We start from the raw sequence: 23,891 nt of genomic DNA, 5'->3' as shown, positions 1-23,891 counted from the left end.
AAATCCATCCTTAAATTACCTGAAATCCATGTGCATACGGATCGTCTTCAGCATCAATTTTTATGGTATTGTACCCGTAAATTTTTGCCCATCCTTCCACACTCGGAATAATGGCTTTAAAACCTTCTAATTCGATTTCTTCTTCTACACGTCCTGTAAATTTGCTACCAATAAAGCTTTCATGAATAAAGTCTTCACCTTTTTTCAGTTTGCCTTTAGCATGCCATTGGGCCATACGAGCAGAGGTTCCGGTTCCACAGGGTGATCGATCTATTGCTTTATCGCCATAAAAAACTGCATTTCTAGCGGTTGCATTTGGATCTAAAGTAGTGCCTGTCCAAAGAACATGACTACAACCGTTAATGGTATCATCTTGCGGATGCACAAAAGTATATTTCTCATTAATGCGTTTGCGAATTGTTTGACTCCAGACTATTAATTGCGAAGCACTGTAATTTTCCAATCCGGGAAAGTTCTCCTGAGGATCAATTATGGCGTAAAAATTCCCTCCATAAGCCACATCAAAGGTAAGCAGCCCTAAATCTGGGCAGTCGATTTCGAGGTTTTCTGCTGCTAAATACGATGCCACATTTTTTAACTTAACCGACTTTACTTTCTTCCCTTCTTGCTTATACTCTATTAAAACTAATCCGGCTGGTGCCTCCATGCGAATTACCCCTGGCACCTTCGGTTGTATTAAACCTTCTTCTACTGCAATGGTAATGGTTCCAATAGTTCCATGACCGCACATGGGTAAACAGCCACTGGTTTCGATAAAAAGTACTGCTACATCGTTTTCAGGATTATGAGGAGGATACAAAATACTCCCGGACATCATATCATGGCCACGGGGTTCGAACATTAAACCTGTCCGTATCCAATCAAATTCCTTTAAAAAATGTTGGCGTTTTTCACTCATATTCGCACCATGCAACTGTGGTCCGCCACCAGCTACTAACCTTACCGGATTTCCGCAAGTATGTGCATCTACACAAAAAAAGGTTTTACTCATATAGCTTTCGTAAATTGATTGTTAACCATTCTAAAAATCCCCAGTGGGTTATTATCTTTTAATTCATCTGGTAAAAGTGCTTGTTCCCAATCTTGATACGCCAGAGGCCGAACAAAACGATAAATAGCGGTTGAACCAACCGAGGTAAATCGGCTGTCGTTTGTAGCCGGAAAGGGGCCTCCATGCTGCATGGCTGCACACACTTCTACTCCCGTAGGTACCCCGTTTAAAATAATTCTTCCCGTTTTTAGCGTTAGCTGATTAATAATCGATTGATATTTCTGCAATTCGTTCTGCTCTGCCATAATGCTTACCGTTAACTGACCTTGCAATACCGCGATTACTTGTGCCAATTCCTGCACATCTTTGGCGACAACCAAAAGAGAATACGGTCCAAAAATCTCTTCGTGAAGCTTTGGATTGCCGATAAATTTTTGAGCATCTACTGTCGCAACTTTGGCTTGAGATTGATTTTGCAATGCCTCATTTTTCACATCCGATTCGGCCAAAAGAACAACCCCTTCTTCTGAAACTACCTCCTTTGAAAGCTTGTGGTAATTTCTTCCGATTCCTTCGGTAAGCATGGTGGCTGATGGTACTATGGAAATCGTTTGCGTCAAGATTTCTTTAAATTTATCTAATGCCGGAGAATCAATTGCCAACAATAAACCTGGATTTGTGCAAAACTGGCCTGCTCCTAAGGTTATAGAAGCTGCATATTTTTTCGCCAATTCCTCGGCCTGATTTTCGATTGCTTCTGGAAGAAAAACGACTGGATTAATGCTCCCCATTTCGGCAAAAACCGGAATAGGTTCTGTTCGCTCTTGTGCCAGCTTTACAAGGGCCATTCCTCCCTGAAAAGAACCTGTAAACGTTACTGCTTTGGTTAAAGAGTGTTGAACCAAAGATGTGCCTACGGCATAACCATCGTCGTATAGCAATGAGAATACTCCCTTTGGCATATCATTTTTTTCAACGGCTTTTATAATTGCTTGAGCAACCAAGGCACTGGTTCCGTAATGTGCCGGATGTGCTTTTACCACTACCGGACAACCAGAGGCTAAAGCAGAAGCCGTATCGCCTCCTGCTACAGAAAAGGCTAAAGGAAAATTGCTGGCTCCGAAAACCACCACTGGCCCAATGGGTACCAGCATTCTTCGAATATCAGGCCGTGGCAAGGGTTGTCTTTCGGGTAAAGCGGTATCAATAATCGCATCCACCCAAGAACCTTCTGCAACTAAATTGGCAAACATGCGCAATTGCCCTGTGGTTCTTCCTAGCTCACCCTGTAATCGAGGCAAAGGTAAACCACTTTCTGCTGAAGCTCTTGCCACTAATTCTTCACCAATAGCAGCAAGTTCATCGGCAATGCCATTTAAAAAGGCGGCTTTTTTGTCTTTACCAACACTGCAATACAAGTAAAAAGCATCCGTGGCGGCGCGTAAAGCGTTGTTTACTTCTGCTTCTGTGGCTTTACAAAATTCACCATCAAGCGGTAAACCCGTTGCCGGATTTACTGCTTTAAGTGTAGCTTCAGTGCAGTCTAAAAATTCGCTTGCAATAATATTTTGTCCATTCATAGATTTAGCTTCTACAATCCCCAGCTGCCCGCAGGTAATTCCGGACGAACAGCTAGCGCATCGTTGATAATTTTTAATACGCGTTCTCTTTCTTCACCTTCAATGGCTAAGCGTGGTGCTCTTACAATTTCGGTACCCAAGCCTGTTGCTACCTCGGCTAACTTGATGTATTGAACCAATTTTGGATGAATATCTAACTCCAATACCGGTAAAAACCAACGATAAATAGTTAAAGCTTCGCTGATACGGTTTTCTTTTATCAAATTAAAAATTGCGACCGTTTCTCTTGGAAAAGCATCTACCAAACCGGCTACCCATCCGTCTGCTCCCATCACAATACTTTCCATTGCTAACGGATCTACTCCGGTAAAAATTTTAAAGCGGTCGCCAAAGCGATTGATCAAACGCGTTACATTGGACACATCTCTTGTTGATTCCTTAATCACTTGAATGTTAGCGTACTGCGTCAACACTTCAAACATATCCAGCGTAACCTCAATCTTGTAATCAACAGGGTTATTATAAATCATAATTGGCAAAGAGGTGGATGTTGCAACGGCTCCAAAAAAAGCTAAAGTTTCTGCAGATGATGCATTATAACGCATTGGAGGCAATAACATTAAACCTTGTGCGCCAAGAGATTCAGCTTTTTGAGCCACCTCAATTGCTTTCTTAGTAGTCGCTTCGGCAATGTTTAACAATACCGGAACTCTACCTTTTACCAGCTCCAAAGTGTGCGATAATAAACCGAATTTCTCTTCTTCTGTAAGCACACTTGCTTCACCCAAGGATCCGCCAAGAATGATTCCTTTGGCTCCTGCTTCGAGCTGTGCCTCTATGTTTAAATCAAAAGTTGCGAAATCTAATTCATCGTTTGCTGTAAATTTTGTCGTTACAGCTGGGAAAACCCCTGTCCATTTAATTGCCATTTTTTTAAATCGTTTTATGCTCTACAAATTATACTGAGTTCTCGCGATCAATCGCTCTTTTTACAACACTTAGAGGGGTGATATTTTTCCCTAAATATGTATCAATGATTCATCTATCAGTTTACATTTCAAAAGTAAAAGATAGCTTTAGGCTCTAATTATTCGATTTTAACCGATATCAATTAAAAATACACCAATACTTAAAAATTATTCAACCAATTTTGCTTGTAAGTAATAATTGAATTCAATTGCAGATTTATCAACCAAAATTTCTTGCTCTTTCGTCAATTTATTTTCTTTCCATTTGGTGCTTGGTATAAGCTTCAACGTGGCTATTCCATCCTTTTTAAGCACCATAGGTAAGTTAAAACCTGTTACACAATTTGTATATCGATAATGAAGAATTCCATTTTTGATGTAGTACTCAAAAACCGGGATTTGAGTAGTTCTTAAATATTGATTAAAAACCTGCGAATAGTCGAAACCCGCTTGTTTAGAAATGAAGGATTCTACTTGCTGGCTGGCAACGGTTTTATGATAAAAGGTTTTATTTAACCCGCGCAATATCGACCTAAATAGTTCGTCATTATTTAAACTATGGCGTATTGAATGCAACATATTTCCTCCTTTCGGATACATGTCGCCACTTCCTTGCGCATTTACGTTATATGGAGGAATTATAGGTGTATCGTTTCGTATGCCTTTTCGTATTCCAAAATTATACGCATTGCCGGCTTGCTCACCAAAAATATAATCGACAAAAAGGGTTTCACTGTAATTGGTAAACCCTTCATGTACCCACATATCGGCTAAATCGTTCGTTGTAATATTATTGCCAAACCATTCATGCCCGCTTTCGTGTATAATAATAAAATCCCATTTAAGTCCCCATCCATTGCCCGACATATCTCTTCCCAAATAGCCAAACTTGTATTTATTACCGTAAGAAACTGCCGATTGATGTTCCATACCGGTATGTGAAGCATCAATTAACTGATAACCATCTTCATAAAAAGGATACGGACCGAACCAATGTTCAAAGCTTTTTAACATTTTATGAACCTGATCGGGCATGTAATTTTTTGCCTTTGTATAATTATAATCAAGTACCCAATAATTCAAATCAAGCTTACCCTTTTCGCCAGCATACGCTTCTTTAAAATTTACGTATTTACCAATGTATGGGATGATACAATAATTGCTTATTGGATTCAGCACATTGTACTTAAAAGTGATTGTTCCGTTACCATTATTTTTTTTAAATACCAGTCTTCCATTTCCCACTCCAACCAAGGTATCTGGAATGGTCATGGTTAAAGAAGCACCTAAATCGGGTTCATCGCTTTGATGATCTTTATTCGGATACCAAACAGAAGCACCGAGTCCTTGGCAAGCAACCGTCATCCAAGGCCTGCCCAAAGAATCTGTAGTAAAGATAAAACCACCATCCCAAGGTGCTCGTTTTGCCTGATGAACCTTGCCGTGATAGAAAATTTTAACCTTGTTTACTTGATTGACATTCTGCGCCGGTACATGGGCGTACCAAACGCTACCAACATGCTCAAAGTGGAGCTTTACTTTATCGTTATACCAAACACTATCAATGAGCAAGGGTTCTTGCAAATCAATCTGCATCCGAGTATTTCCCGAATTTGCTTTAACCACTTTATACTGGATTTCATTTGCCCCAGATATGCTTTTATTGGAATAATCTGGTGTAAAATCCAATTCATACCGTTGAACGTCCCACCAGCTACGTTCTGCCGATATACTTCCCCTTAATGTATCGGCCAAAGTATATTTTTTTGTGTCCTGCGCAAGCAGAACAAGATTAAAAAACACAAGTAAGAGTAAAAGGCAAATACGAAGAGGATTTTTCATTCACTGTTTATTTTTATGAATAGGGATTGAAGTGTTTACCTAAATAACGATTTAAAAAAATCTCTTTACATCAGAGCATTAACTAAATCCTTTTAAAGGCAACAGATGCTCAAATTTAAATAGTTAAGCTCCTTTATGCTAAAATGATATTATCAACTATCAACCAAATATTAACAAAAAGAGCAGCCTTAGAACTCTCTTAAAGCCTTTTAAAGCTTCGTTCCCTCATCCAAGAACAGGAATAAGAATGGTAAAATATGCACAATAGTTGCCAATAATAACATCCTAAAAGCTTTTGCTTTTTCCTACTTTTAAATAAACAAAGAATAACTTCATGAATAAGACCTTTACCATTACCCTTTTAGCATCTGTATTAATGTATTGCTCTGCTCTGGGGAAAGATTTCGAACTATTATCGCCTGACAAAAAAACTAAAATTAACATCGCTGTTACGAAACAAATTACGTGGAGTGTAGCGCATGATTTGAAGGTTATTTTACAACCTAGTCAATTGGCGATGTTGCTTAAAAACAATGTTAAACTTGGGATTTCGCCGGTTTTAATCAATCAAAAAAGGACTCAAGTGAATACGACAATCCTCGCTACCATTCCTGTTAAAAGTAAAGAAGTTGTGAACCAATACAACGAGATCCAACTTAACTTTAAAGGAAATTACAGTTTGTATTTTAGGGCCTATAATGACGGCGTTGCGTATCGATTTGAGACGCATCTACCCGATCAATCAATTGAAGTTGAAAATGAAATTGCCGATTTTAATTTCGGCGATAGCAATCGGGTTTTTTGGCCGATAGAAACGGATCCGAATTTCTTATCTCATTTTGAAAGCTTGTATAAAGATTCTACATTAAATGCCTTCAGCGATCAACAACACGCTGCTTTACCCATGTTGGTATATGCAGGATCGGGTGTAAAAATGTTGGTTAGCGAATCGGACCTGTATGATTATCCCAACTTATTTCTATTTGGTACCGGAACCACTAAACTGACTGCCGGTTTTCCGAAAAACATTGCCGAAACTGTGCCCGTTAGAGATAGAAGCATTAAAATTACACGATTAGAAAGCCACATCGCAAAAACAACTGGCAAAAGAAAATTTCCTTGGAGAAGCATTGCGATTTGCCCAGAGGATAAAGATTTGTTAGTAAATAACCTTACCTACAAACTATCCAGTCCTTCTGTTCTACAGGAAACGCAATGGATTAAACCCGGTAAAGTTGCCTGGGATTGGTGGAACGACAACAACATTTATGGCGTAGACTTTAAAGCAGGTATTAATACCGAAACGTATAAATATTACATCGATTTTGCTGCTAAATTTGGCTTAGAATACATAATGTTAGACGAAGGATGGACCAAAACCACCACCGATCTTACCCACACTACAGCCGACATTGACATTCAAGAAATTATTAATTATGGGAAATCTAAAAAAGTTGGAGTTTGGCTATGGACTTTATGGGGACCACTTGACAAAGATATGGATAACATTTTAAGCCTTTATAAAAAATGGGGGGCAGTTGGAATTAAAGTGGATTTTATGGCACGTGCAGATCAATACATGGTTAATTTCTATGAACGCGTTGCTAAAACCGCCGCAAAACACAAACTTATGGTTGATTTACATGGGGCCTACAAACCGGTTGGTTTAAATCATAAATATCCGAATGTTTTAAATTATGAAGGTGTTCGAGGATTGGAAAACAATAAATGGAGTGATGAAATTACCCCTAAGCATAATGTAACGCTACCCTATATTCGAATGGCGGCAGGGCCAATGGATTATACGCCAGGGGCGATGATTAACGCAAACAAAAAAGATTTTAGCATTATTTACAGCGAACCTATGAGCATGGGCACAAGGGCGCATCAGGTGGCCATGTACGTGATGTACGATAGCCCTTTACAAATGCTAGCCGATAATCCTTCTAATTATCTAAAAGATTCTGTTTGTACCCAATATATTTCTCGTATCCCAACCATTTGGGAAGAAACCATTGCTTTAGATGGAAAAGTTGGGGAATATGCTTTAATCGCTCGAAAAAATGGCAAAAATTGGTACATCTCTGGCATGACCGACTGGAATGCACGTTCATTCGAGCAAGCATTGCATTTCTTAGATGGAAAAACCTATCAAATGGATGTGTTAACCGATGGAATAAATTCTGACCGACATGCGGCAGATTATAAAATTAACCGTTCAACCGTTACTAAAAACGATAAAATAACCATCAACATCCATAAAGGCGGTGGTTGGTGTGCTATTTTAACACCTGTTGAATAAGCCTAAACGCCCGAAACAAGTTCAGGAGCTGCTCTAAACCACTTGAGTCCTTCTGAACTTGTTTAATCTTTCCTCCTATTTTTATAGCAAATTCGCATCCTGAGAAGCTCCAAAAAGGAGCTCTATTTACTACGAAAAACTGTTTATCTTCCACAGTAAACCTTTCTTAAAACCTATCCCACAAGCCTATTCACGGGTCTTCTCGTTATTTCAATATACCTTTAAACAGAAAAACCCCGCAAATGCGAGGTTTTCCAAAGTGAAACAGAGAAAATTATTTTTTAATTATTACACGTGTGGAAGTAGTTTTGGACAAGGTTACAATACTGGCTCCACGTTCCGTAGCGCTTGGATTTTGAACCTTATACGTGGCACCTCCTGATGTATTAGTGGGCTTTTCTATCCTAACAATTGCTGCTGGAGTAAATTCATCTGCCTTTTGGAGCGTAAGTTGAATTTGACCGGTTGAAGGATTAAAACTCATGGATTCGATTTTACCTGCATCTAAAGAAATCCAAAGCCCTGCAGGTGCTACGTAAACAGCAGATTTTGCAGCCGTTGTAATATCTACTTCTATTAAATTATTTTGTTTTTTTAAATTCCCTCCAAAAGCTAAGTAGCCAAATTCTTTATGATCTAAAATATAAGTAGCGGTATTTACTGCATAACCAAAAAATCCTGAACCATAATCGCCTGTTATACCATCATTTTTTAACGTAGAGGGATAGGCATGAAAAGCTGCAGGTGCAAAACCATCTTGGGTAATATTCGAAATACTTCCCATTAAACCGCCATACCCAGCGCGTAACAGATAAAAATTATCTGGGTTTTTGCGGTAATCCATTAACACCGGAATTGCATTTAAAGCCGAACCATAGTGATGAATCATTCGCTCCACACGTTGAAGTTTTCCTCCGTAAAGAAAATCCCAATAGCGACGTGCATTCCCGTTGTAGGCCCAGTGCGGTAGCACAGGCATGTAGGCCAAAATCGCATCCAAGGTAACTTTTGCTTTATCGTTGTAACCAAAATAATTCGACCAAACGTACACTTCTTCTTGCCCCGTTGAATCCCACGGCATTTCACTCCCAAAAGGATAGTGTAACTCGCGCCAATGATTCGCGCGTTTTTTCATGGCATTTTCCAATTCTTGCGCTTGCTCAACAAGCTGTTCATTTTTTAAATCTGTTAAAATCAGATAAAAAATAGTTCCCTCCATTTGTCCGAATTGCGCATAATAAGGCGCAATTTTAACCATAGCCATCCCAGTTTGGGCGGCATCAATAAGATGTTGTTTCCAAGTAGATTGCTCCACTAGGCCTGTATAATTTCGCGCCAAGCGATACATTAACCAATGTGCGGCCGCCACATGCGGGTAATTATAAGAACGCCCTAGATTATCCGCTTCTTTTTTTGGCCAAGCGGCCCATGTTTTAAAATTTACATCCGCAGAATAGGTATTTTTAGGCATTGAATCTGGTTCATAAAAAAATAAACTCTTTTTTACACCATACTTTTTTGGTCCGCTTTTCAACTGAATTTGCCCAAACATCACCGTGTCTACAAACTTTTGCAGCTTATCGATTTCGGTTTTATTTGGCTGCACCAATTGCTTCATAATGGCTCCCAACCAAGAACCGGCACCTCCCTCGTCACTCAAACCTGCAATCCAAGCGCGACTATCTTGAACCACTTGCTGTTGTTTCTCATAATCGTAACTAATTACCGAGGGCGATCTTTTAAACGGATCATTCGGTTGTTCAAACCATTGTTTGGTAGTTAAAAAATTTCCATAACTTTTTATCACTTCCGTTTCAGGAGAAATAACTTTATAATTAATGGTTTGCTCTAAACCATCTTCATAGGTAATTGATAACTTAGCTCTACCCCACAATTTTCCTTTTACAGCATAACTTTTCCACCCATTTTTGGTGTCAGGTGATTTACTAATGGCTAAGGCCTCTTTGGGAAACGATTGAATGTTTTTAATTTTCTTTCCATACTTGATGAACAACTTAGCGTTTACGTCCATGGGCAACACATAGCCCGGAACAGAAACCGCAACAGGTCGCTTATTTTCGATTAATTTGTTTTCGGTTTCTTGTGCAGAACCAGATAAAATAAAGGCCAAAGCATAGGTTCTTGACTCAGCCGGTTTTAAACGAAAAGAACTCGGAGTATTCCATGGCTCTGCATTTTTCCATTCATTTTCAGCATATGCCTTGCTATGAACCATCCACTCATAGAAACCCTCAAAGGCAATCCCACGCGGCGTACGGTCGTCATTCAACGGATTATACGCTTCAAAAGGCGTTTTTCCTACAGGTGCAATCAGTAAAGATGGAGCCTGACCACTTAACCTGGTTACTTGCAAATAACCAGCATCTTGACCAATGTAAGGATCGTAAAAAACATTCTTAGCATGTGTTTGCTCCAATGTTCTTCCTTCTAAAATATTATCAAAAATCATTGGTATCCCCAAAGCACCAATTTCTACGGTTTTATTTGAAACATTTTCCAATATAAATTTCAACACCAGTTTTCCATCTTGCATTTCCCAAATTCGGGTAATTTTTAAGGGAATATCGCTGGGTAAGGTTGCTGAAAGATCTGCTCCCGCCAAAATAGTTCCCTTTGCTTCAAGTGCAGTAACGGGTTTCCTTTTCGCTGCCGTGCTGTAACTTTTCCAATCGGTTTCATTCTCTGACCTCAAACGTAAATTAATATCGCCCAAGTGGTACAATCCGTCCGAACTTCTAACTTTTAAACTATCACTTGGAATAAAATCAAAGTCTTTAACGTTCTTTGGTTGTAATCCGGCCACCGTTTGCGAAGACTTTACCAATTTTAAATTAAAAGAGCCTGCTTCAAGAGATAGAAACCCTCCCTCTAAACCCAATGTTGAGGGTTTTTGAGCCAATCTGCTCCATGGCGATTGTGCAAAACATATATGGCCTGCAACCGAAAGTAAAAAAACTATATTAAAGAATTGATAAAGTATTTTCTTTGACTTTTTTGAAAATCTACCGGATAAACGATTCATAATTTTTGTGTATTGAGATGTATTTATCCAAAAATAGTTTTTAAAATAGAAAGACAAGTTTCTCTCGGAGAATTAGGCAAAATCGGCCCATTATTAGTTTATTTACGACAAGAACACTACCATAAAATTCAATCTATAAAGAATGGATTCGGTATAACCACATATTGATATCAGAATATTGGCTTTGTAAAATTTCAAGTTAATATCTTGTCTCTTTTTGCTAAAAAAGAAGCATTATAAAGATGCTTTTGTTTATACTTTTATCAAAATTATTCTCCCTAAAAATTGGCTGTTAATTCGGCCTCGATAGCTTATTTTTAGGACTACGTTTTGACACATAAAATATGAAATTAAACAAAGTACTCTTACGCTCCATTCTATTGATTGGTTCTTTAGTAGGCAATTTAGCAGTTACAAAAGCACAAAGTGGCGATCAGATATTAGATGGAATAGGTGAAACCGGACTTAATGCACGTTATGTTTTTGATGGTGATTTAAAAGACTGGTCAAGAAATAATTTTCATGCAAAAAGTCAAGGGACTACCTTCATTACCGACAGCCGTTTTGGCAAAGTTTTATCTTTTTCAGAGAATAGCAAGTCATTCGTTATCCTTCCTGGAGCCGCCATGAACGACCTTGAATCTGTCAGCATAACTGGCTGGATCTTTTTACGTTCGAAACAAAAAAATCAATATTTTTTCGACTTTGGTAAAGATGGAGCCAATCACTTTTATTTAAAGCCAAATGACACGGATGGCATTGAAGCATTTATTTCAAGCCGTTCAGCAGATACGAAACCAATCGCCGCAGCTGCATTACCTTTAAATAAATGGGTATTTATAAGTGTTGTTGCAGATGTTTCGTCAAAATCATTTACCTTATTTGTAGATGGCAAAACAGTAGCCGAACACAAGGGTACTTCTATAGACATAAGCGAGGTGTTCAATGTACAATCGAGCGGGAAAAATCAGCTTTACATTGGAAAATCAATTTCGTCCGAAAATTCTTCGTTAAATGCCTTGGTTCACGATTTTAGAATTTATCGTATTCCTTTAAGTGCCAAACAGGTTTTCGGAATCTATCGCAATGCGCAAAGAGGTGCTCAAGATAACAACGTAAATGTAGGTCAACGCGAAGATAACCTCCCTAAATTTGCTGCAGAAACACCTCAACTTTATACGAAGTATTTACTGGGTGTTGAAGATGTACAGGTAAAAACCTCAGTAGGTAATTTGCCTAGATTGCCGAGTTATGTTTTGGGTACGTATAGCAAAGGCATTAAAGGGCCAAAAGTTAGAGTTTTATGGCCATTGCCAACCGATAACAGCAGTGTTTTGAAACCCGGAACCTTTACCGTAACAGGGCGCGTGGCCGGAACAAACTTTCAACCAAAAGCCACTATTACCGTAATCAATGCAAAAAAATCAACCGCTCCATCGCTCAAGTTAGACACTTTCGCTTTAAATCAAGTCAGTCTACATCTAGATGGTCATGGACATGCAACTAAGTTTATTGAAAATCGCGATAAATTCATTAATACCTTAGCAAAAACAGACCCGAATTCTTTTCTATACATGTTCCGTGATGCCTTCGGACAAGCACAGCCAGAGGGTGCGAAACCTTTAGGTGTTTGGGATAGCGAGGATACAAAATTAAGAGGACATGCCACTGGCCATTATTTAACGGCAATTGCGCAAGCCTATGCCAGTACAGGTTACGATAAGGAGCTTCAAGCCAATTTTTCTAAGAAAATTGACTATATGGTGAATACCCTTTACGAACTTTCACAATTATCAGGCAAAGCAAAAAGCCCAAATACCAGCTTTATATCAGACCCTAAGCAAGTACCTTTCGGCCCAGGAAAAACAGATTTTGATTCTGATTTAAGTGCAAGTGGTATTCGTACCGATTATTGGAATTGGGGCACAGGATTTATTAGTGCCTATCCTCCAGATCAATTTATTATGCTCGAAAAAGGAGCTAAATATGGCGGTCAAAAAAATCAGGTTTGGGCTCCTTACTACACCCTCCATAAAATATTGGCCGGTCTACTTGATGTATACCAAGCAACCGGTAATAAAAAAGCACTAAGCATTGCCAGTAATATGGGCAATTGGGTATTTGAGCGCCTAAATAATATCCCTCAAGAAACCCTCATAAAAATGTGGAACACCTATATTGCAGGCGAATTTGGTGGCATGAATGAGTCGATGGCAAAATTATATCAAATTACAGGCAACAAAAACTATCTTAAAACTGCTCAACTTTTTGATAACATTAAAGTATTTTACGGTGATTCTTCCCATGCGCACGGCCTAGCTAAAAATGTAGATCTTTTCAGAGGTTTACATGCCAACCAGCACATTCCACAAATTGTAGGAAGTATTGAACTGTATCAAGCATCAAACAATGCAGACTATTACAGCATTGCAGATAACTTTTGGCATAAAATGATGGACGATTACATGTACAGTATAGGTGGCGTTGCAGGTGCTCGCAACCCCGCTAATGCTGAATGTTTTATTGCTCAACCATCCACACTGTATGAAAACGGCTTTTCGGAGGGGGGGCAAAATGAAACGTGTGCTACGTACAACATGCTAAAATTAACGAGTGATTTATTCTTGTTTGACCAGCGGGGAGAATTGATGGATTATTACGAAAGAGGCTTGTACAATCACATCTTAGCATCTGTTGCCGAAAATAGCCCAGCGAATACCTATCATGTTCCGCTTAGAGCAGGTTCTATGAAACAGTTTGGCAATGCACACATGGATGGTTTTACCTGCTGCAACGGTACTGCCATTGAAAGCAGCACTAAACTCCAAAATTCAATTTATTTTAAAAGTAAAGATAAACAAGCGTTGTATGTCAACTTATTCGTCCCTTCTACTTTAAACTGGACAGAACGTAAAATTTCAATCGAACAAATTACCAGCTTCCCAAATGAGGATAATACGCAACTAAAAATTAAAGGAAGTGGTAAATTTGATTTGCATGTGCGTGTACCTGCCTGGGCTACGAAAGGTTTTTTTGTGAAAATTAATGGAAAAGAGGAAAAAGTGCAAGCAACACCAGGTACATACTTAACGATTAGCCGCCTTTGGAAAGATGGCGATATCGTCGATATTAAAATGCCTTTCCAATTTCATCTAGACCCAGTAATGGACCAACAGAATATTGCCAGTTTATTTTATGGGCCTATTTTGCTAGCAGCACAAGAACCAGAGGCTAGAAAAGATTGGCGTAAAATAACTTTAGACCCTGCTGATATCAGTAAATCCATTACGGGTAATCCGGCAACCTTAGAGTTCAGTATTGACAATGTAATATTCAAGCCTTTTTACAATACCTATGGCCGACACTCTGTTTATTTAGATGTAACCTTAAAATAAGGATTGACTAGTCCATGTAAATTTGTCTATTTTCTATTTAACAAAAAAAGGAACCATTGAGATCTATTTCGATGGTTCCTTTTTTATATCCTTTTACAAATCGCTTCTACTTGAAGACTCCTTTTAAACTTCCATCGATCTTAGTTAAGGGTTGGTCAATCTTTGGTAGAACGTTAAAACAAGGAATTTCTTGAATTTCAATTGACTGTGATTCTTAAATTTGGTATTTTTTTTGTGAACTCATGTACAACAGAAAAGCCTCGTAACCAAAAGGAACGAGGCTTTCTACCTAAAGATAAAATTAAAACAATATCATCTAAACCTTACTTTAGAAATTCGATTTCATATTGATTTAAATATGGATTTCCATCTATACCATAATCAGATAAGATTTTAATGTTCATCCAGTACAAGGAAAGAGCTGTTGCATCTCCTAGAATAGATACATATGATTTTTCTCCAGCAACGTAAGATGGATCTGCAGTTGTTCCGGCAGGCACGTCTGTTCCTAAACCTGTCCATTTATAAGCGCCTGTTAAAACCATATCATAACCACCTGGAGCTTTATTAGAAATTAACCCATCAGCACCTTCATCAATAGGCCAATATCCTTTTAAATTTGCATAATTAGGGTGTTGGGTAACATCTTTTAAGCCAACATTCGCCGAGATAGTTGCAGCTGAAAGCGCTGTATTAAAATAGGCTAGGTTTGCAGCATAGAAATTTGAGGCGCCACTTGCATCTACCTTTCTAAAGCCAATTCTAAGTGCTTCTGCAGTTGCAGCCAAACTTTTGTGCGTAGCGATATTACCGGTTGCTGTTTGCACACCGTCCTTATAGGTTGTTACCGTTCGTGTTGTTGCATTTACATATTTAACCGTCATTGTTAATGTATGCCAATTAACATCCGCACCACCAGTAGCTAAAGTAATTTGAGTTCTTCCAGTTCCAGAAGCATTGAGTGTTCCACCCCAGCTTGTAGCAACATTTGCGCCACTTTGCATCCACAACCATCCTGTTTGCGTACTTCCATCAATACCAACTCCTTTTGATAAAACCGCGGGATAAGATGATTGGCTTAAAAACTTTACTTGCATTTGCACAGTAAAATCGTTTGTTAATCCTCCTCCATCATATAATCCATTATCATTTGGAACTTGTGCGTATACGCCGGTTGAATTAAAAAGAATTGTATTAAAACCTTGCTTCTTTAATTCCAATTGTTTGAAAGAAGGATTATAGGTTAACATAAAACCATTGGTTGGTGCGACACTACTTCCACCGTGATTCGTGGTTAAAATAACAAGCCAATCTTCGTTTGCATAATTCTTTCTTGCTTTTAAAGCAGTTAAAATTTCGCCAACATATCCATCCGTTGTGTTTATTGCAGCTTTGTAAGTTGCATTATTCACTGTAAATCCACCAGTGCCTCCTGCAGCTTCAACCCCTCTAAAATTAACAATAAGTGCTCCTAAGCTAGTTTGTGCATTCAATAGAGCAATAGTGCTATCTTTAACTGCCACATCCGTAGTTACTACAGGTGAAAAATCAGAATTTCTTAAATATGAACGTAAATTGGCCCAAGGAGTGACTAAACCTGTTTTTACAGCCTTAAATTGCGTGATATAATCCAATACATTCCGGTAAGAAGTTATTGGAGCATGATCATCAGCATTTGGATCTTGATAACGCTCAAAGTTATCGTCTTTAACACGATGCTTTACATAGCCTGTTCCTGTTACCAAACTTACCCATCCTCCAGCATCTGATATACCACTATTAGTGGTGAAAGAATATTTTCCAGTCTTTTGCATGGCCGTAAAATTTGTGGGGGCAATTGCTTTTAACTCAGCACCGCCTAATCCATCAATTCCAATAATCAACACTTTTCGTTGCTTAACTAATGGTCGTACCAAGTCTTCATAAACGGGTGGTGGATTATCATATTTTTTGCAACCTGTATACCCCAACAGGGTAACTGCACAAAAACCAAGTAGTATTTTATATATTTTAGTGTTCGTTTTCATAATTAAAGCAGCGTTATTGTCTAATAAGGTTACATTCTGATAGGTTGGCATAAACAGCATTTGCACCGTTTTTCAATACCACTTTAATGTACTTAGCACTTACAGTACCTCCCGGAAAATTAAAGTTATAAACTGCTGTGCTTTGTGGCACAGTAGTCGTACCTACGCTGGTATACGTTACATTATCAGTACTTGCAAATATTTCGATATCTTTCACATAACCGGCAGTATTATTTTGTCTTTGCGCAATTGTTACGCCTTTAATGCGAACTGGAGAAACGGATCCTGTACCTAAAACAATGCTGATTGGAAATGTTTCTGCTGCCGTAGGGGACGAATATTTTGAATGCCAGTAGGATGCCGATGAAACTATACCATCTACTAATGCAGCATTTGTTCCATCACCAGACTGTGTTGAACTTACCGAAACTAAGGTAGTTGTATAAGCAAACGCGTTTGTACCTCCTGTTTTGCTTAACGGATTGTAAGCCCAAACATTTCTATTTAATAACGGATATTTAGCATTTACCTTTGAAACTACCTCATCGCTGATTAAAATCCCCCACGCGTTAAAGAATGGAGACAAATCAGTACGTGTATAATCGGATAATTTCTCATACACAAAGTTATGCATGGTAATATCGCTGTTATTTAGGCGAGGTGCATGACGTGCTTCTGAGTACAAATAGGTCATGGCATCATAACCAAATTTCTCGAATAGCTGCACAAATGGAGTCATGCGTTTGAACGGATCGTTCATAGCAGCATCCGTATCGAAGTTTTTAGTTCCCGTTCCGGTTGCATAGGTAATCGCTTGCGGAAAACCACTTGAAACTGCAGGATGCAAGTTGTTGTAATTGGCCCCAATTCTATTCGCAACTTTAAAACTGAATAAATTATTCGTTGTTTCGCCCAAAGTACTCCAACTCCATATTTTACCTTGTTGACAGTTATGACCAAACTCGTGATAGGTACCCCATTGATTTGCACTACTATTTATCGAATTTAAACTAGTAAAACTGGCAAACCAATACGAATCATTATATCCCACAAAAGGAAATCCACTATGTCCATACCCTACTGATAACTGAATATCTAAAACACCTCTCCAAGCACCTTGCGGACTTTTATCAAGTGGATCAGTGGTATTGTCTGATAAACCCATCCAAGAGTTATAATCTAAATCAAAAACATCATTCCATTTAGTCATTACCGCTGTTGGATTGGTCAATGGTTCTGAAGAAGTAAACGTAGCAATTACTTTATCTCTTGGAATTAGAAAAATTACTCTTTTTGCTCTTAATTCTAACCATGGCACCTTCGAAGCTTTTACTTTTGATACCCAATCTGCATCATTTGATTGACCTAAAATAAAGTCTGGAGAAACACATGCATTCGAAATGGTAAATTCGATTGGAGTGGGATACGCTCTACCTGCAAGAATATAAATAGTACCACCGTATAAATTACGAACATAATTTACTCCTGCATATAACTGTTGACGCATGTAAATAACTGGATCGCGTAACAAGGGCGATTTTCCTGCTAAATTATCCGTATGTCCACCTATTTGAACGATTAAACCTTCTATCCCTGCTGGGACTTCTATTTTGACCAATTCGCCTGGAGCAGCATAATAACCAGTACTAAATTGTGGTTCTGGCGCCGTAGAAATGCGTAAATTTTCTTTCGTTTGATTCGTATAATTTAAATCTAACGTAAACTTAGCATTCTGAACCCGTTGTTCCGATTGATCTACTAAGCCCGGGAAAACCCTTGCCTTCGCGTACATCGATTTATCTATCGTTTTTAAGTTGGTATCAATAGTACCTTCCGCAACATTCTGCGAATCGTCTGGATAGCCATCCGGTATATCGTACCCGTACTTTTTACAAGCTGTTACGCCTAATAGTAGTGTAACGGCACATAATAATGTAAAATGATTAAGTTTCATATTTCTACTATTTAATTAGTTTTTAGGTAAATTGATGTTTGGTGTATAAAATTTACCCATTAAGCCCCATTGATCTGGAACTGCAATGTTTAACCAGTTGTAAATCATTACAGGAATATCTACTCCATTGGGAATGGCTGTGTAGGCTGAAGTTGTAAATACCGAAGCTGAAATATTTGGCGCCAAATCACCATACGATTTCCAGTTATTTGTACCTGTGTAATTTAAGCTTGGTCCTCTACCCGTTTTTTCTGCTGCTGTAGCTCCTTGACCTTCATTAAGAGGCCAATATCCAATTAAATTTGCAAAATAGGGATCGCTTGGCAAGAAATTTGTTTTACGCATATACGCAATAACATCCGCTTCTGGTAAAGCCACATTATAGATTAAAACATCCTGAATTAATACGCTTAAAGCTGAAACGGTTGATTCTGATGTCGGAATGTTACCGATTGTTAATGGTGTAGTAGAAGTCATGTTTGTTGTAACATTTAATGGAGCACTTGCTACCCTACCATCTTGATAACCAGTCACCCATCTTTTACCTCCTTCTGTATAAATACGAATGGCAATGGTGTGCCATAAACCATCTCTAAAAGCCCTTGATCCACTTGCCAATTGTTGCGAACCGTTTGCTTTAAAATTCCAGTTATCTCCATTCGTAAATATTACCCATCCTGCATTACCGTTTGCGAAATTTGCTGTTTTCCCGATAAATGGTGGATAGCCACTTACCGATGAATGATCTGCCCGTACTTTTAAGAACAGGGTAAAATCGCCACTCGTTCCAAAGCTTCCGATAGTTGTATTGCTTGCTACTAAACCATTTCTGCTTGTATTGGTTGATACCAGGTTCGGTGCAATTCCGCTATACGGTAAATTATTTGGATCTAAAGCAACTTGAGAAGCACTAAATTTTGGATTATAAAGTGCTACAAAAATATTTCTAGAACCATCTACAAATGGATTTGCTGTATTTGCTGAGCCGGAAGGGCCACCTGCTTTGTTTGAAGAAACGATCACTAACCAATTTTCTCCACTAAACGTTTTTCTCGCTTTTAAAGCCGTTAAAATTTCACCTACATATCCATCTAATGTTGTAATTGCTGAAGTATAGCTGGTGTTGCTAGATGAGTAGTTGGTTCCTCCGGCTACATCTGCACTATGAAACTGCGCTACAACTACAGATGGATTATTTGTATTTAATTCGTTAATAGTTGCTGTTTTTACAGCAGCATCGTCGCTAAGCGTTTGCTTAACAGTAGCATCGCTTGCTAAATTATCGTTAAACGCAGCTGTTGATGCAAATGAAACAGTACGTGCTGTATTTTGCACCGATTTAATTCTAGTAAAAATAGTTGGAGTTACAGTCTTATCAAAACCTGTAAAATTTTCTGTTTCTACGTTATGCTTCGTTGCATCTACACCGGTAATCATGTTTGCCCAGGCCGCAGCGTTGGTTATCGCATTCGTTCTGTAATCGGTTAGTCCATCGTAGGTATATATTGCTTTCGAAGTTATCTGCGTAAGGTTAGTAGGAGCTAAATCTCTTACCACCGAACCTTTAACACCATCTAAAATAATATAAAGTACCTTTTTTGTTCCTTCACCTATGCCAAGTGTATCGTTCTTAAACGTTTGAGGTAAGGTATTATCAAAATTTTTATTACAGGCCGAATTAAGCAATGTAAAGCCTAACACAACTGCAATACCCATTGTTTTTATATTAAAAACTGATCTAATATTTTTCTTCATGTTCGTATAATTAGTTGTTCAGTTAATTAGAAATGATTATTCGTAATACATTATGTGGTAGCATGGTATTAAACCTATAGATATCTCCTACCAGAATAACTTGAGAACCTGTTGAGATAGGTGTTTCAATCATATCATACACTCTTCCTTGAAAACCTCCAGTATTGTTATAACCCACAGCCAACTGACCGTTCGACTCTAATATCATAAAACCTTGGCGTAGGTAATCTCCGTAACGATTAAAAGAACCGGTTACTAAAATTTTACCATTATTAAGTTGCGCTGCAAAAGTTGCAATCCCCCCCGTTATGGTCGCTCCAGCAAAAGTAGAAACTGTTGATCCGTCGGCATTTAACAAGGCTAAACCAGATGAAGGCTTTCCGTTAAAAGAAGTAAAATTACCACAAATAACGATCTTATTCGTAGTAGCATTGTATCTGATCGAATAAACATCGCCATTGGCTCCACTTCCTGCATTAAAAGATGGATCAACTGAACCATCTAAATTTAAACGAACAATCCCCTTGGCCATAACACCATTAAAGGTTGTAAAGCTTCCAACTAATATAAGTTTACCATCTGCTTGCATGGTGGCATCTATTACTGTTCCATTACCCGCTTCGGCACTTTGACGGGTGTTTTTGTTGTAGTGGAAAGTAGAATCCATTGACCCATCTGCATTTACGCGTACAATTTGCTTCATTCTGGTTACATCGTAAACCTTCTCATCATACGTAGAATTTGGATAATAGATTCTTTTGAAATTTTGGAAACTTCCAACAATATAAATCTGTTCACCAAAAACAAATGTTTTTCTTACAAATCCATCTACCCCAGCATTAAATGCAGGTACAGTATCGGCATTTTTCCATGTTTCAGCGGGCTTAGGATTTACAATTGGGACTAAAGAATTCCCCAAAGCATCTCTATCGCTGGTTTTAATGGTATCTAAACTTCCATTGGCATTTAATCGTGTAATGTTATTCATTACTTGACGATTTTTTCGTGTTGAGTTATAGCTGGTGAAATGGCCTGCCACAATAAACTTTCCAGCTTGATCTCCTGTTGCAATACGGTTAATAGAAAAAATGGTTTGAAGACCTCCAACTACACCTTTTCCAAATGCGACACCTGAGGTTGTATAAGCACCATCGGCATCTATTTGAGCAATACCCCCGTTTGGAAGTACATCGGTACCTTTATTTTCGAAACTCGTAAAAGAACCCGTTAGCCAAAAAAGACCTGAGGGCAATTTTTCAGCATCAAAAACAGTGGAAGATCCAAATCCATTATTGATAGTTCCCGCTCCATTTATAACTTTAAAACTTCCGTCTACTGATACTTTACCACCAATTTTTACTACAGGTCCGAAAAAAGATTGCCCTTGAGCGGTAATCCAAACACTTCCTGTACTTGCGTTTATAGGAACCTTAAATTGTACAGTACTATCCGTATAATTCACCACTTCCGCTTCTATCTCATTTACATAAACCTTAAAATCGTCCTTATATTTAAGTAAACCATTTACCTGCAGATTTAAGGTTGAACCTACATTCACAATATCGGGATCAGTGGTTTTAGAAATAAATGTAATACCCAAAACCTGTTTACCACCTGCATATGGATCATCGGCTAGTCCCTTGCTTTTTTCACAAGAAGCTAGTAAGCCTATCAAGCAAACTGCCGTTACAACTAATAAGCTTATTTTATATTTTATGTTAGTTAACATATATCCGTTGATTAAAAATAATAATAAATAAATTAGAGTGTTGGAGGTAAAATACCCGAAGCAACTACCTGATCTATAAACGTATCCGTATTAAAACCAAAATTGTGTTTAACTTTCGTTAATACATGTATTACACCATTGGTCGTTTGTATATCAGATGTTGCCACTGGATTATTCTGCAAAGCTACCTGTGGATTTGACAAATCAGGAATGTACGATAAAAACAACTGGCGATAACCTGCATACTTTACTCCTGCTGCATCGTTAAAAATAGCGCCAACATTCATAATGCGTCCTCCGTATGAAGTGTAATTTTGTCCTGGATAGGTTAAATAAGAAAGGGTATCTTTTTGTGGGTAATCCTTTAATAAGTTTACACCCTTAAAAATATATTGAGAAAGTACGCTTTTCCATACTTCAGGCTTTATCTGTTTGAGTTGAGAAACGGTATCCTTTCCATTAAATTTTAGATAATTATTTAATCTTTTGATGCTTTTGTAAACAGAGCCACTCGGCGGAGCAAAAAAAGTTACATTTTCTTTATCCAATACATCATTCATACCTGCTAAATTTATTACGGTAAGGGTACTATCGAAAAAAGGTGCCTTTTCTTTCATGTACTGCATGGTAGTACCATTATATTTTGCTTCGTGCACACCTGTATCATAATAATACTTTTTACAACTTGCAAACAGCATTAAAGCTATGCCTAGCATTAATAAAAGCGATTTATTTTTGTTTTGTAGTTTCATATTATTAATTCCAAAAATTATTACCAACGAGATTAGGGTTTGCTGTACGTTCGGTAGCACTAATAATCAATGGCCAAGTCCAGGCTCCAGCATTAAAATTACTTACGCTTACAACCGCTTTAGAATACTCAGTACTGATGATTCTTTTTGTTCTAACTAAATCGAAGAAAAACTGTCCTTCTCCAATTAGCTCTCTACATCTCTCTTTATAAATATCATCCTTTAATGCATCACCACTTGTATTAATAGTGGGCGCATTCGCAGCAGCTCTAACTTGATTGAGATACCCTTGCGCGGTCGCATCATCACTCAACTCAGCAGCAGCTTCAGCAGCCAATAATAATACATCCGGCAACCTAAAAATAATGGCACTATCATCGCTATATGCTGTTAAACTTGCTCCTGTTCCTAGGCCGTAAATGTTGCTGTATTTCTTAAATTGAAAAGTGTTATTATCTGCACTGTAATTTTCAAACCAAGAAGTTAAACGAGCATCCGTTGTACCTGCTGGAAAAAGCTTTGTTATATAATCTTTTTCATAGGTCATAAAACTCGTTGTTTTAGTTGCCGTTCCACGATAAGGGTAATGTGAAAAGAAGTGCGTATAATTTGCATAGGTGTTAAAAATTTCACCATAATTATATTCTTGCAAAACACCGAACAGATTTTCACTTGAACGACCTTTAAAGATTTTCCTTGTATTTTCATCGTTAATTGGCAATAATGTATAATTGGTATACGTAGCCATTTCTTTTGCAAGTGCTAGGACAGCAGTATAATACACAGATTTATCACCATTATCCCAAGCTGCTGCCCACATATTCAAATGCATTAATAATGCAACTGCACTTCCTCTAGTTGGTCTAAAGCCAATTAAAGATTGGTCACTATACGCAATAGGTAAATCATCCTTTGCAGCACTCATATCAGCAATGCATTTCTTCATTACTTCTAATTGCGGAGTACGAGGCAATGCTTTACCATTATAAGCCTCTGTATAATAAACAGCATCGCCAAATAATTTACACAGAAACATATAGCTTAGGTTACGCATAAAAACAGCTTCTGCTTTATATTTATTTTTCTCAGCAGTAGATAAATTTCCGGCCGGAACGTTATCCACTTCGTAGTATAAGATATTACAAGCAGCAATTATATCGTACCAAGCTTTCCAATTCATAATAGCCTGTAACCTTACATCGTATGTAGTTGTACCGGTAGAGACCGACTTTAAGTTGTTGGAAATTAAATTATTAAATGTATTATTACCGTTATTATCGATGGTAGCAACAACTTTTACAAAGTTAGCTCTTATATCAAGGGCAGGCATCATCACTTGACTTCCTATCTTATTTCTTAATCTAGAATAAATTCCATTGGTAAAGCCCTCCACATCTGCTTTTGTTTGCCAAAAATTATTTCCAGATAAGGCATCAATAGGTTCTACATTCAGAAATTTCTTACATCCTGGCGTTATAAATAATACTAACAAAGCCAGCAATAAATATTTTTTATTATTCAGTTTCATAATT

13 protein-coding genes are annotated in these 23,891 nt (G+C 38.0%); 2 read left to right on the top strand and 11 right to left on the bottom strand.

Going from position 1 to position 23,891, the window contains the following annotated elements; translation table 11 throughout:
* Nucleotides 1-10 precede the first annotated feature (10 nt).
* The 4 genes from ACJVDK_RS02520 to ACJVDK_RS02505 form a co-directional block, all read right to left on the bottom strand.
* Nucleotides 11-1,012 (bottom strand): 4-hydroxyproline epimerase, encoded by a 1,002-nt coding sequence (locus tag ACJVDK_RS02520; protein ID WP_443938712.1) that lies wholly within the window; start codon nt 1,010-1,012, stop codon nt 11-13.
* Nucleotides 1,009-2,592 carry an aldehyde dehydrogenase (NADP(+)) gene (locus tag ACJVDK_RS02515; protein ID WP_443938711.1) on the bottom strand — a complete coding sequence of 528 codons (1,584 nt, stop codon included), beginning with the start codon at nt 2,590-2,592 and terminating at the stop codon, nt 1,009-1,011. The genes ACJVDK_RS02520 and ACJVDK_RS02515 overlap by 4 nt, the downstream gene beginning before the upstream one ends.
* 11 nt (nt 2,593-2,603) lie before the next feature.
* Nucleotides 2,604-3,521 (bottom strand): dihydrodipicolinate synthase family protein, encoded by a 918-nt coding sequence (locus tag ACJVDK_RS02510; protein ID WP_443938710.1) that lies wholly within the window; start codon nt 3,519-3,521, stop codon nt 2,604-2,606.
* Nucleotides 3,522-3,728: 207 nt separating this feature from the next.
* A complete protein-coding gene (locus ACJVDK_RS02505) occupies nt 3,729-5,402 on the bottom strand; it encodes a M1 family metallopeptidase (RefSeq protein WP_443938709.1) in 1,674 nt (557 codons plus the stop codon).
* A 334-nt stretch (nt 5,403-5,736) separates the two neighbouring features.
* On the opposite strand from ACJVDK_RS02505, the gene ACJVDK_RS02500 reads away from it, so the two are divergent.
* Nucleotides 5,737-7,704 carry a glycoside hydrolase family 97 protein gene (locus ACJVDK_RS02500; RefSeq protein WP_443938708.1) on the top strand — a complete coding sequence of 656 codons (1,968 nt, stop codon included), beginning with the start codon at nt 5,737-5,739 and terminating at the stop codon, nt 7,702-7,704.
* Between the two features lie 274 nt (nt 7,705-7,978).
* Here the strand turns inward: ACJVDK_RS02500 and ACJVDK_RS02495 are convergent, their stop codons facing one another.
* Nucleotides 7,979-10,747, bottom strand: a complete 2,769-nt coding sequence (locus ACJVDK_RS02495; protein WP_443938707.1) for a DUF5695 domain-containing protein — start codon at nt 10,745-10,747, stop codon at nt 7,979-7,981.
* A gap of 344 nt (nt 10,748-11,091) precedes the next feature.
* Between ACJVDK_RS02495 and ACJVDK_RS02490 the strand changes: the two genes are divergently transcribed.
* Nucleotides 11,092-14,142, top strand: coding sequence for a beta-L-arabinofuranosidase domain-containing protein (locus tag ACJVDK_RS02490; protein ID WP_443938706.1), 3,051 nt, complete (start codon nt 11,092-11,094; stop codon nt 14,140-14,142).
* A 323-nt stretch (nt 14,143-14,465) separates the two neighbouring features.
* Here ACJVDK_RS02490 and ACJVDK_RS02485 read toward each other — a convergent pair whose 3' ends face one another.
* From ACJVDK_RS02485 to ACJVDK_RS02460, 6 genes are read right to left on the bottom strand one after another with little or no spacing between them, the layout of a single operon-like run.
* The gene (locus ACJVDK_RS02485) at nt 14,466-16,169 is read right to left on the bottom strand and encodes a hypothetical protein (RefSeq protein WP_443938705.1); all 1,704 of its coding nucleotides are present in this window, start codon (nt 16,167-16,169) and stop codon (nt 14,466-14,468) included.
* Nucleotides 16,170-16,182: 13 nt separating this feature from the next.
* On the bottom strand, nt 16,183-18,123 hold the full coding sequence (locus ACJVDK_RS02480; RefSeq protein WP_443938704.1) for a M60 family metallopeptidase: 1,941 nt from the start codon (nt 18,121-18,123) through the stop codon (nt 16,183-16,185).
* Between the two features lie 15 nt (nt 18,124-18,138).
* Nucleotides 18,139-19,878: a hypothetical protein gene (locus tag ACJVDK_RS02475; RefSeq protein ID WP_443938703.1), complete on the bottom strand. Its 1,740-nt coding sequence runs from the start codon at nt 19,876-19,878 to the stop codon at nt 18,139-18,141.
* 22 nt (nt 19,879-19,900) lie between these two features.
* Entirely contained in the window at nt 19,901-21,607 is a 1,707-nt protein-coding gene (locus ACJVDK_RS02470) for a DUF5008 domain-containing protein (RefSeq protein ID WP_443938702.1), read from the bottom strand.
* Between the two features lie 32 nt (nt 21,608-21,639).
* Complete coding sequence (locus tag ACJVDK_RS02465; RefSeq protein WP_443938701.1) at nt 21,640-22,359, bottom strand: fasciclin domain-containing protein; 720 nt, start codon at nt 22,357-22,359, stop codon at nt 21,640-21,642.
* 4 nt (nt 22,360-22,363) lie between these two features.
* Nucleotides 22,364-23,887 (bottom strand): RagB/SusD family nutrient uptake outer membrane protein, encoded by a 1,524-nt coding sequence (locus ACJVDK_RS02460; protein WP_443938700.1) that lies wholly within the window; start codon nt 23,885-23,887, stop codon nt 22,364-22,366.
* Nucleotides 23,888-23,891 lie beyond the last annotated feature (4 nt).

It is taken from the genome of Pedobacter paludisoli, from assembly GCF_052344095.1.
Classification (GTDB): Bacteria; Bacteroidota; Bacteroidia; order Sphingobacteriales; family Sphingobacteriaceae; genus Pedobacter.
This window is presented reverse-complemented; position numbering and strand designations above follow the sequence as displayed.

Excerpts from the sequence above, each read along its gene's own strand:
- ACJVDK_RS02520 (WP_443938712.1), bottom strand. The coding sequence starts at position 1,012 with ATGAGTAAAACCTTTTTTTGTGTAGATGCACATACTTGCGGAAATCCG.
- ACJVDK_RS02515 (WP_443938711.1), bottom strand. The coding sequence starts at position 2,592 with ATGAATGGACAAAATATTATTGCAAGCGAATTTTTAGACTGCACTGAA.
- ACJVDK_RS02510 (WP_443938710.1), bottom strand. The coding sequence starts at position 3,521 with ATGGCAATTAAATGGACAGGGGTTTTCCCAGCTGTAACGACAAAATTT.
- ACJVDK_RS02505 (WP_443938709.1), bottom strand. The coding sequence starts at position 5,402 with ATGAAAAATCCTCTTCGTATTTGCCTTTTACTCTTACTTGTGTTTTTT.
- ACJVDK_RS02500 (WP_443938708.1), top strand. The coding sequence starts at position 5,737 with ATGAATAAGACCTTTACCATTACCCTTTTAGCATCTGTATTAATGTAT.
- ACJVDK_RS02495 (WP_443938707.1), bottom strand. The coding sequence starts at position 10,747 with ATGAATCGTTTATCCGGTAGATTTTCAAAAAAGTCAAAGAAAATACTT.
- ACJVDK_RS02490 (WP_443938706.1), top strand. The coding sequence starts at position 11,092 with ATGAAATTAAACAAAGTACTCTTACGCTCCATTCTATTGATTGGTTCT.
- ACJVDK_RS02485 (WP_443938705.1), bottom strand. The coding sequence starts at position 16,169 with ATGAAAACGAACACTAAAATATATAAAATACTACTTGGTTTTTGTGCA.
- ACJVDK_RS02480 (WP_443938704.1), bottom strand. The coding sequence starts at position 18,123 with ATGAAACTTAATCATTTTACATTATTATGTGCCGTTACACTACTATTA.
- ACJVDK_RS02475 (WP_443938703.1), bottom strand. The coding sequence starts at position 19,878 with ATGAAGAAAAATATTAGATCAGTTTTTAATATAAAAACAATGGGTATT.
- ACJVDK_RS02470 (WP_443938702.1), bottom strand. The coding sequence starts at position 21,607 with ATGTTAACTAACATAAAATATAAAATAAGCTTATTAGTTGTAACGGCA.
- ACJVDK_RS02465 (WP_443938701.1), bottom strand. The coding sequence starts at position 22,359 with ATGAAACTACAAAACAAAAATAAATCGCTTTTATTAATGCTAGGCATA.
- ACJVDK_RS02460 (WP_443938700.1), bottom strand. The coding sequence starts at position 23,887 with ATGAAACTGAATAATAAAAAATATTTATTGCTGGCTTTGTTAGTATTA.